Raw genomic sequence first — 9,617 nt, 5'->3', positions numbered from 1 at the left:
GAACGGACCTGCCGTTCCCGCCCCGGCCGTCAGCCGGTCACTTGGCCAGGGGCGGCGGTGCGGGGGCACCCGCGGGCGGCGCGATGCGGTGCGCGCCACCGGCCGGCGCGCCGGCCGCCGTCTCCCCGGTCCCGCCGGTCTCCGCGGCACCAGGCGTACCGGCCGCGGCGGCCGGGGAGGTGCCCAGCGCCGCGTCGCGGCGGGCGCCCGGGTCCCAGCCCGTGTCCACGACCTTCTTCTGCATCACGATGGCACCGACGAGGACCAGCGCGCCCAGCAGGACCATCAGCACGATCCCGCCGACCTCGCCCGCCTCGGCCGCGTTGCCGACCAGCACACCGAACCAGCCGAAGTCCGCGTCGCCGAAGGTGGTGTTCTCGTCGCCGAAGGCGCCCAGCACCTTCAGCAGCAGCGCCGGCAGGATGGTGATCAGCACACCGTTCAGGAAGGCGCCGAGGAAGGCGCCCCGGCGGCCACCCGTGGCGTTGCCGTACACACCGGCCGCGCCACCGGTGAAGAAGTGCGGCACCAGACCCGGCAGCACCAGCGCCAGCCCGAACGCCGGTCCGAGCACCCAGGTCAGCAGGCCCAGGGTCACCAGGCCGCCGGTGAAGCTGGAGAGGAAGCCGACCAGCACCGCGTTCTGCGCGTACGGGAAGACGATCGGGGCGTCCAGCGACGGGACCGCGCCCGGCACCAGCCGCTGCGCGATGCCCTGGAACGCCGGGACCAGCTCGCCCAGGATGGTGCGGACACCGAAGAGGATCACCGCGACGGCGATACCGAACTGCAGTCCCTGCATCACCGACAGCATCAGGTAGTTGCCCACGTTGGCCGCGGGCTCGCCGCCGTCGACCGCGAACGCCTGGAACGCCTCGTCCTGCCCGGCCCGGCCGAGGAACAGCAGCGCCATCGCGAGATAGATCAGCAGCATCGACAGGGCGGTGGCCACCATCGAGTCACGGAGGAACCGCAGTCCCTCGGGAAGGTTCATGTCCTCGGTGCTGCGGCTCTTCTTACCGACCAGCTGACCGGTGGCGCCGGACACGATGTACCCGGCGGTGCCGAAGTGACCGATCGCCACCGTGTTGTTGCCGGTGATCCGCTTGGTCCACGGGTGGGCGAACGCCGGCATCGCGACCAGCATGATGCCCATCAGCACACCGCCGACGACCACCACGACCCACGAGGTGTGTCCGGCGGTCGCCAGCACGATCGTCAGCAGCGTCGCCATGAACAGCATGTGGTGACCGGTGAGGAAGACGTAGCGCAGCGGCGTGAACCGCGCCAGCAGCAGGCTGACGGCGAACCCGAGGATCATCAGCCAGGCGACCCGCGCGCCGTACTGCTCCTGGGCGATCCCGACGATCGCCTCGTTGGTCGGGATGACGCCGTGGGCCCCGGTCGCGCCCTGGATCATCTCGCCCAGCGGCGCGAGCGAGCCGACCACCAGCGTGGCGCCGGCGCCGATCAGCAGGAAGCCGAGCGTCGCCTTGATGGCCCCGCCGACGATCTGCCCGGTGGACCGGCGCAGCGCGATCAGCCCGGCGGCGGTGATCAGGCCGATCAGATAGGCCGGTTCGCTCAGGACCTCGTTGACGACGAACTCGGCGAGGGACACGAGCCAGTTCATGGGCGTCTTCCGTTCGTACTCGTTGCGGGGGAGCTCGCGTCACGGGGCGGGCCGGGGCGGTGCCGGGTGGGCGGTCCGCCCGGCGGGCCCGTGACGTCAGACGTCGTAGGTCTCGCGGAGTGTCCGGTCGACCTCGCCGAGGTCGGTGAAGTTCTCCACGACCCGGACCGGGACACCGACATCGCCGAGCGTGCGGGCGATCTCGCCGGAGGTGAGGATGACCGCCGCCTCCGACGCCTTGCCCTTGGCGGAGATGGTGTCGGTCGCCTCCACCGTGATGAAGGAGGACCAGCCCCAGCGGTCCAGTACCTGTTCGAGGGTGTTCTTCAGGAAGAGGCTGGTGCCCAGGCCGTTGCCGCAGACGGTCAGGATCTTGTGGCGTTCCCCGCCCCCGGATCGCGGGGCGGCGGTCTCAGCGGCAGCGGTGGTGGTCACCGGGGCCTCCGGGGTGGTGGCGGGCTCGTGCCGCTCGCCCGGGGCGGGTGCCTGCGCCGGGTCCAGCCCGGTCACCAGCTGCCAGACCTCCTCCGGCGTCGTCGCGCTCTCCAGCGCGGCCGCCTTCTCCGGGTCTGCGAGCAGCCGGGCGAGGGTCGCCATCGCGTCGGTGTGGGCGCTGGAGTCCGTGGCGGCCAGCGCCACCACCAGCGTCACCGGGTCGTTGGACTCGTGCCCGAACTCCACCGGCTCCGCCAGCCGCACCCACGACATGCCGGTGCGCAGCACCGCGGGGGAGGGGCGGGCGTGAGCGAAGGCGAAGCCCGGCGCCAGCACGATGTAGGGGCCGTTCTCGGCCACGTTGGCGATCATCTCCGCCGTGTAGCCGTCCGTCGCGGAGCCGGTCGAGACCAGCAGGTCACCCGAGGCACGCACGGCCTTGGCCCAGTTCCGGGCGGTGACGTCGAGTCGAATCGATTCGAGCGGGAGCAGTTCGTTCAGCGCGGCCATATGGCCGATCGTCGCATGTTCGCATCGCCTACCCCGGCCGGGGGCGACTGTCCGGAATGTGAAAGTCGTCACCCGATCGCGCGGTGTGCACGCCTATATCCGGATCGGTTACCGTCGCGCGCCGTGTTCTGTCGCCGTGTCCGCCGGTTCCCGCGCGTGTCACCCACTCGGGAAGAGGGTGGTCGCCGGGTCGATGCCGGTGAGGTCGGTGGATGCGTCCCACAGCGCGGCCGCCGTGGTCGCGTCCCGGGCGGCGGCGGAACGCCGGGCGGGGCCCGCACTCGCGCTCCGGGTCTCCAGCGGGCCGTTGGGGCCGAAGTACTCCCCGCCGGTGACGGCCCGGTCGGTGGCGGCGCGCAGCACGGGGAGCGCGCCGCGGGCGGCGGGCTGGGTGTAGAGGCGGGTGACGCGTTCCAGCCTGGCCTGCCACGCCTTCCCCTCCATCCGCGGCCCGGCCTGGCCCAACTCGGTCGCGGACAGCCCCGGGTGGGCGGCGACCGCGGTCACCGGGGCACCGGACCTCATCGAACGCCGGTGCAGTTCGGCGGTGAAGAGCAGGTTGGCCAGCTTCGACCGGCCGTAGGCGCGCCACCTGCTGTAGCCACCGTGCTCGGCGTTGAGGTCTCCCAGGTCGAGCGGGGCCAGCCGGTGGGCCAGCGACGACACGTTCACCACCCGCCCCGAGCCCGCGCGCAGCGCCTCGCCCAGCAGGCCGGTGAGTGCGAAGTGCCCGAGGTGGTTGGTGCCGAACTGCATCTCGAAACCGTCGGCGGTGCGGCGCAGCGGCAGCGCCATCACCCCCGCGTTGTTGACCAGCAGGCCGATCCGCCCGTCGCCCTCGGCCACGAGCAGCGGTGCGGCCGCCCGGACCGACGCGAGGTCGGCCAGGTCCAGCCGGACGAGCCGCACGTCCGCGCCCGGGGCCGCGCCGCGGATCCGCTCCAGCGTCTCGGTGCCCCGGCCCTCGTCCCGGCAGGCCAGCACCGTCCTTGCCCCGGCGCGCGCGAGCCGGAGAGCCGTCACCGCCCCGATTCCGCTGTTCGCTCCCGTCACCACGGCGGTGGTGCCGTCCAGCCGGGGGATGTCGCGTGCGGTCCAGGAAGTCATGGTCACAGCCGTTCGAACGGGGGCGGGGCGGGAACACCTGCCCGCTTGGGCCCACTTCACCACCTACCCGGTTCCCACCCGCGCGCGACGCGTCTGGCGGGCAACGAGAAAAGCTCCTGATCGCTTGACGCGATCAGGAGCTTCATCCGGAAGTGCCCCCGGCAGGATTCGAACCTGCGCACACGGCTCCGGAGGCCGTTGCTCTATCCCCTGAGCTACGGGGGCGGTGTCGCCGGTGTGTTGGCGACGGGAAGAACACTACCAGCTCGGCCGGGGTGTCCCGCACCGTGGTTTACGGGTTGGGGGAAAGCGCGTACAGGGGCGGGGTGACCCGCCTACGCTGGAGGAGTGCCACGGGCCTGTGGCCGGGTGCTGGTGGTTGACGACAGCCAGGTCATCCGGCATCTGATCAGGGTCATCCTCGAACTTGACGGGTTCGAGGTGATGACCGCGGCTGATGGTGTCGAATGCCTCGAGGCGGTCCCGGAGTTCCACCCCGACGTCATCACCCTCGACGTGGTGATGCCCCGGCTCGACGGGCTGCGCACCGCCGAGCGTCTCCGTGACGACCCCTCGACCGGCGGCATCCCCCTGATGCTGGTGTCCGCCAGTCCGCTCGGCGAGCGGTGCCCGCCGGTGGACGCCGTGGTGACGAAGCCGTTCGACCCGGCGGATCTGGTGCGCCGGGTCCGCCGGCTGAGTGACGAGGGCCGGGCGGGCGCTGTCCGGCTGGCGAAATCGATGGCCGGCTGAACGGCGCGCTCTCGTAGGCTTCCGCTGTGACTCCCACCCAGCTCTCCGACGCCGTACTGCGCTCTGTGCGCGATGCCGCGGCGTCCGGCGCGCTGGGCGAGCTGGGCGAAGTGACCGGGCCCGACCCCGGCACGCCGGCCGACGGGGTGCGGCTGCGCCGTCCTCCGCACGGTGACGCCGACTGGGCCACCGGTATCGCGCTGCGCCTGGCCGGGCCCGCGCGCCTTCCGGCGCGCGGCGTCGCGGAAGTGGTCGCGGAGCGGCTGCGTGACGTCCCCGGGGTCGCCTCCGTCGACGTGGCGGGGCCCGGCTTCCTGAACATCCGGCTGGCCCCGGGCGCGGCAACCGCGCTGCTGGCCGACATCCTCGCCGGGCCCGCGCCGAGCGTGCTGCCCGAGGACCCGGCGCGCGACATCCGCGCCTGGGCGGCGGCGAGCGGCGACCGCGCGGTCACGCCCGCCGCTCTGCTGGTCCAGCGCGCGGAGAACCCGCTGTTCCGGGTCCGGTACGCCCACGCCCGCACCCGCGCCCTGCTGCGCGGCGCCTCCGCACTCGGTTTCGCTCCCGACACCGCTGAGGCCGCCCTGCTGGAGGCACCGGCCGAACTGCGGCTGCTGGCACTGCTCGGTGAGCGCCACAGCGGCGGCGTGGGGCGGCTGACCGGGCTCGCCGACGCCCTCCTCGACGCCGACGAACACGCCCCCGTCCTGCCGCTGGGACCGGAGAAACCCGGGGCCGTCCACCGCGCCCGGCTGGCCCTGGCCCAGGCCACCGGGACGGTGCTGGCCGACGGCCTGTTCCGCCTGGGCATCGGTGCCCCCGACCACCTCTAGCCCGGACCACCTCCAGCACCGACCGTCTCCGCCCCGACGGCACCCCGCGCCGGGCGCGCCTTCGGCCGGTCCCGGCCCGAGCCGTCGTGACGCACCCCAGCACCCCGCACCACCGGGCGCCCCGCGTCAGGGCCGCCGCACCCGCACCCCGCACGCGCGACCCCGACCCCGCGACCGACTTCGCACCCACCTCGCACCGACCTCGCACCGACCCACGAAAGCGCAGAGCACAGAGCCATGAGCCGTTCCGCACACCCCGCCGGCCCCCGGCACGCAGACGTCCTCCCCGAGGGCCACTACAGCCCGCCCCCGACCGATCTCAACGCCCTCGACGCCCGCGTCTGGCCGCACACCGCGACCCGCGCCGCCGACGGGGCGATGACGCTCGGCGGCATCGACGTCCGCGCTCTCGCCGAGGAGTTCGGCACCCCCGCCTACATCCTCGACGAGACCGACTTCCGTGACCGCTGCCGTGCCTGGCGGGAGGCGTTCGGGCCCGACGCCGACGTCTTCTACGCCGGCAAGGCGTTCCTGTGCCGTGCCGTCGTGCGCTGGCTGCACGAGGAGGGCCTCAACCTCGACGTCTGCAGTGGCGGTGAACTGGCCACCGCGCTCGCCGCCGGAATGCCGGCAGACCGGATCGCGCTGCACGGCAACAACAAGTCGGCCGCCGAGATCGAACGCGCCGTCGAGGCCGGAGTGGGCCGCATCGTGCTGGACTCGCTCCAGGAGATCGACCGGGTCGCGGAGACGGCCCGCCGGCTCGGCAGGCGGCAGCGGGTGCAGATCCGCGTGACCGTCGGCGTGGAGGCCCACACCCACGAGTTCATCGCCACCGCCCACGAGGACCAGAAGTTCGGGCTTGCGCTGGCGGGCGGGCAGGCCGCCGAGGGGGTGCGGCGCGCGCTCGCCCACGACAGCCTGGAGCTGATCGGCATCCACTCCCACATCGGCTCGCAGATCTTCGACACGGCGGGTTTCGAGGTCGCCGCCCACCGCGTGGTCGGTCTGCTCAGCACGATCCGCGACGAGCACGGCGTCGAACTGCCGGAGATCGACCTCGGCGGCGGACTCGGCATCGCCTACACCCCGGCCGACGACCCGCGCGAACCGCACGAGATCGCCAGGGCGCTCGGTGACATCGTCACCCGTGAGTGTGAGTCGGCGGGCCTGCGGCGCCCGCGCCTGTCGGTCGAGCCGGGGCGGGCGATCGTCGGGCCGACGGCCGTCACCGTCTACGAGGTGGGCACCACCAAGGAGCTGCCGGGGCTGCGGACCTATGTGAGCGTCGACGGCGGCATGTCGGACAACATCCGCACCGCCCTCTACGACGCCGAGTACTGCGTCTCGCTGGTCTCCCGCACATCCGAGGCCCCGCCGATGCTCTCCCGGGTGGTGGGCAAGCACTGCGAGAGCGGCGACATCGTGGTCCGGGACGCCCATCTGCCGGCCGACACCGCCGTCGGCGACCTGCTGGCCGTCCCCGCGACCGGCGCGTACTGCCGCTCGATGGCCAGCAACTACAACCATGTGCCGCGTCCCCCGGTGGTCGCCGTCAAGGACGGCCAGGCCCGGGTGCTGGTCCGCCGGGAGACGGAGGAGGACCTGCTGCGCCTGGACGTCGGCTAGTTCACCGTGCGGGGCCGGGGCGCGTCCCCGGCCCACCGGGCGCCCACCTCCGCACGCCCCGGTACCGGCGCTCGCCGTCCGGCAGACGGCCGCCGCATCTCGCATACTGACACCCCGCCCGCCCGGTACGGTCGGTACGTGAGACTGGCGGGAGTGGAAGCTCGCGCGCGGGCCGTAACGAGAGCGACAGAGGCGAGGTCGGGCGATGACGGATGAGCGTCCGCTGAAGGTGGCGCTGCTGGGCTGCGGTGTGGTCGGGTCCCAGGTGGCACGCCTGATGACGACGCACGCCGCCGACCTGGCCGCGCGCGTCGGCGCACCGGTCGAACTGGCGGGCATCGCGGTGCGCCGCCCCGGACGGCTGCGGGAGGGCGTGCTCTCGGAGCTGATCACCACCGACGCGCATGGGCTGGCCGGAAGGCCGGACATCGACGTCGTGGTCGAGGTGATCGGCGGCATCGAGCCCGCCCGGTCACTGATCTCCACGGCCTTCGAGAACGGCGCCAGCGTGGTGACCGCCAACAAGGCGCTGCTGGCGCAGGACGGCCCCACGCTGTACGCGGCCGCCGACAAGTACGACGCGGACCTCTACTTCGAGGCCGCCGTCGCCGGGGCCATCCCGCTGCTGCGCCCGCTGCGCGAGTCCCTGGCGGGCGACACCGTCAACCGGGTGCTGGGCATCGTCAACGGCACCACCAACTTCATCCTGGACCGCATGGAGTCCAGCGGCGCCGGCTACAGCGAGGCGCTGGAGGAGGCGGGTGCGCTCGGCTACGCCGAGGCGGACCCGACGGCGGACGTCGAGGGGTTCGACGCGGCCGCCAAGGCCGCGATCCTGGCCGGTATCGCCTTCCACACCCGGGTACGGCTGGACGACGTGCACCGCGAGGGGATCACCGAGGTGACCGCCTCCGACATCGCCTCCGCCCGCCGGATGGGCTGCACGGTGAAGCTGCTGGCGATCTGCGAGCGTGCCGCCGACGGCCGGTCCGTCACCGCCCGCGTCCACCCGGCGATGATCCCGCTGACCCACCCGCTGGCGTCCGTCCGCGAGGCGTACAACGCCGTCTTCATCGAGGCCGACTCCGCGGGCAGCCTGATGTTCTACGGCCAGGGCGCCGGCGGGGTGCCGACCGCCTCCGCGATCCTGGGTGACCTGGTCGCCGCCTGCCGCAACAAGGTGAGCGGCGCGCGCGGGCCGGGCGAGTCCGCGTACACGATGCTGCCGGTGAGCCCGATGGGCGACGTCGTCACCCGCTACCACATCAGCCTCGACGTGGCGGACAAGCCGGGTGTGCTCTCGCAGGTGGCCGCGGTCTTCGCCGACCACGGCGTCTCGATCGACACCGTGCGGCAGCAGGGCAAGGACGGTGAGGCGTCGCTGGTCGTGGTGACGCACCGGGCACCGGACGCCGCGCTGACGGCGACGGTGGAGACGCTGCGCGGACTGGACACGGTCCGCGGCGTCGCCAGCATCATGCGGGTCGAGGGCGAATGACCCGCGGCCGCGCCGGCGCGCGTCCGTAGGCCGCGCGGCGGCAGGGAAGCCAGAGAGTCAGGAAAGCAGTGGACGTCATGGATGCACAGCAGACCACCACCAGCCGCCAGTGGCGCGGGGTCATCGAGGAGTACCGCGACCGGCTGCCGGTCTCCTCGGACACGCCGGTGGTGACGCTGCGCGAGGGCGGCACCCCGCTGGTCCCCGCACAGCTGCTCTCGGAGCGGACCGGCTGCGAGGTCCACCTGAAGGTCGAGGGCGCCAACCCGACCGGTTCGTTCAAGGACCGCGGCATGACGATGGCGATCTCGCACGCCAAGGAGCAGGGCGCCCAGGCCGTCATCTGCGCCTCCACCGGCAACACCTCCGCCTCGGCCGCCGCCTACGCGGTGCGCGGCGGCATGGTGTGCGCCGTGCTGGTGCCGCGCGGCAAGATCGCGCTGGGGAAGATGGGGCAGGCGCTGGTCCACGGCGCCCGCATCCTGGAGGTCGACGGCAACTTCGACGACTGCCTGAACCTCGCGCGGGGCCTCTCCGACAAGTACCCGGTGGCACTGGTCAACTCGGTGAACCCGTCCCGGATCGAGGGCCAGAAGACCGGCGCGTTCGAGGTCGTCGACATGCTCGGCGACGCCCCGGACATCCACGTCCTCCCCGTCGGCAACGCGGGGAACATCACCGCCTACTGGAAGGGCTACCGCGAGTACGCCGACAGCTCCTCGCCGCTGGGCGCGCCCGCGACCCGTACCCCGCGGATGTGGGGCTTCCAGGCGTCGGGCGCCGCGCCCATCGTGCGGGGTGAGCCGGTCAAGGACCCGGCGACCCTCGCCACCGCGATCCGGATCGGCAACCCGGCGTCCTGGGCGCAGGCGGAGCGGGCGCGTGACGACTCCGGCGGCATCATCGACGAGGTGACGGACCGCGAGATCCTCTCCGCCTACCGGCTGCTCGCCGCCCAGGAGGGCGTCTTCGTCGAGCCCGCCTCGGCCGCGTCGGTCGCGGGCCTGCTCAAGGCGGCGGCGCGCGGCGACGTCGACCGCGGGCAGCGCATCGTGTGCACGGTCACCGGCAACGGGCTCAAGGACCCCGACTGGGCGGTGGCCGGCGCACCCCAGCCCATCACGGTGCCGGTCGACGCGGACGCGGCCGCCGAACGGCTGGGCCTGGCCTGACCCTCGGCCCGGGCGCGCCACGCCCGCGGGGTGGCGGCTGTCGCGTG

8 protein-coding genes and 1 tRNA gene are annotated in these 9,617 nt (G+C 73.3%); 5 read left to right on the top strand and 4 right to left on the bottom strand.

The window, feature by feature from the left end; genetic code table 11:
• Positions 1-37: 37 nt before the first annotated feature.
• The 4 genes from ulaA to E0D90_RS03970 all read right to left on the bottom strand — a co-directional run bounded on the left by ulaA (position 38) and on the right by E0D90_RS03970 (position 3,910).
• Positions 38-1,633 (bottom strand): PTS ascorbate transporter subunit IIC, encoded by a 1,596-nt coding sequence (gene ulaA, locus E0D90_RS03985; protein WP_130796605.1) that lies wholly within the window; start codon positions 1,631-1,633, stop codon positions 38-40.
• 96 nt (positions 1,634-1,729) lie between these two features.
• Complete coding sequence (locus E0D90_RS03980) at positions 1,730-2,578, bottom strand: PTS sugar transporter subunit IIAB (RefSeq protein ID WP_130796604.1); 849 nt, start codon at positions 2,576-2,578, stop codon at positions 1,730-1,732.
• Between the two features lie 159 nt (positions 2,579-2,737).
• Complete coding sequence (locus E0D90_RS03975; RefSeq protein ID WP_103528150.1) at positions 2,738-3,685, bottom strand: oxidoreductase; 948 nt, start codon at positions 3,683-3,685, stop codon at positions 2,738-2,740.
• 153 nt (positions 3,686-3,838) lie between these two features.
• A tRNA-Arg gene (locus E0D90_RS03970) sits at positions 3,839-3,910 on the bottom strand.
• Between the two features lie 123 nt (positions 3,911-4,033).
• On the opposite strand from E0D90_RS03970, the gene E0D90_RS03965 reads away from it, so the two are divergent.
• From E0D90_RS03965 to thrC, 5 genes are all read left to right on the top strand, one after another.
• A complete protein-coding gene (locus E0D90_RS03965) occupies positions 4,034-4,438 on the top strand; it encodes a response regulator (protein ID WP_103504533.1) in 405 nt (134 codons plus the stop codon).
• Between the two features lie 26 nt (positions 4,439-4,464).
• Complete coding sequence (locus E0D90_RS03960; RefSeq protein ID WP_130796603.1) at positions 4,465-5,271, top strand: ArgS family protein; 807 nt, start codon at positions 4,465-4,467, stop codon at positions 5,269-5,271.
• A 237-nt stretch (positions 5,272-5,508) separates the two neighbouring features.
• Entirely contained in the window at positions 5,509-6,900 is a 1,392-nt protein-coding gene (gene lysA, locus E0D90_RS03955) for a diaminopimelate decarboxylase (protein ID WP_130796602.1), read from the top strand.
• A gap of 205 nt (positions 6,901-7,105) precedes the next feature.
• Entirely contained in the window at positions 7,106-8,398 is a 1,293-nt protein-coding gene (locus E0D90_RS03950) for a homoserine dehydrogenase (RefSeq protein ID WP_130796601.1), read from the top strand.
• Between the two features lie 77 nt (positions 8,399-8,475).
• Positions 8,476-9,570 (top strand): threonine synthase, encoded by a 1,095-nt coding sequence (gene thrC, locus E0D90_RS03945; protein ID WP_130796600.1) that lies wholly within the window; start codon positions 8,476-8,478, stop codon positions 9,568-9,570.
• Positions 9,571-9,617: the final 47 nt, after the last annotated feature.

Origin of the sequence: Streptomyces otsuchiensis (assembly GCF_004305975.1) — a bacterium.
In the GTDB taxonomy this organism is placed as follows: Bacteria; Actinomycetota; Actinomycetes; order Streptomycetales; family Streptomycetaceae; genus Streptomyces; species Streptomyces otsuchiensis.
The sequence above is the reverse complement of the archived record's forward strand: the minus strand, read 5'-3'. Positions and strand labels throughout refer to the sequence as shown.

Bases quoted from the DNA above. Each gene is read 5' to 3' on its own strand.
- ulaA (WP_130796605.1), bottom strand. From the start codon at position 1,633: ATGAACTGGCTCGTGTCCCTCGCCGAGTTCGTCGTCAACGAGGTCCTG.
- E0D90_RS03980 (WP_130796604.1), bottom strand. From the start codon at position 2,578: ATGGCCGCGCTGAACGAACTGCTCCCGCTCGAATCGATTCGACTCGAC.
- E0D90_RS03975 (WP_103528150.1), bottom strand. From the start codon at position 3,685: ATGACTTCCTGGACCGCACGCGACATCCCCCGGCTGGACGGCACCACC.
- lysA (WP_130796602.1), top strand. From the start codon at position 5,509: ATGAGCCGTTCCGCACACCCCGCCGGCCCCCGGCACGCAGACGTCCTC.
- E0D90_RS03950 (WP_130796601.1), top strand. From the start codon at position 7,106: ATGACGGATGAGCGTCCGCTGAAGGTGGCGCTGCTGGGCTGCGGTGTG.
- thrC (WP_130796600.1), top strand. From the start codon at position 8,476: ATGGATGCACAGCAGACCACCACCAGCCGCCAGTGGCGCGGGGTCATC.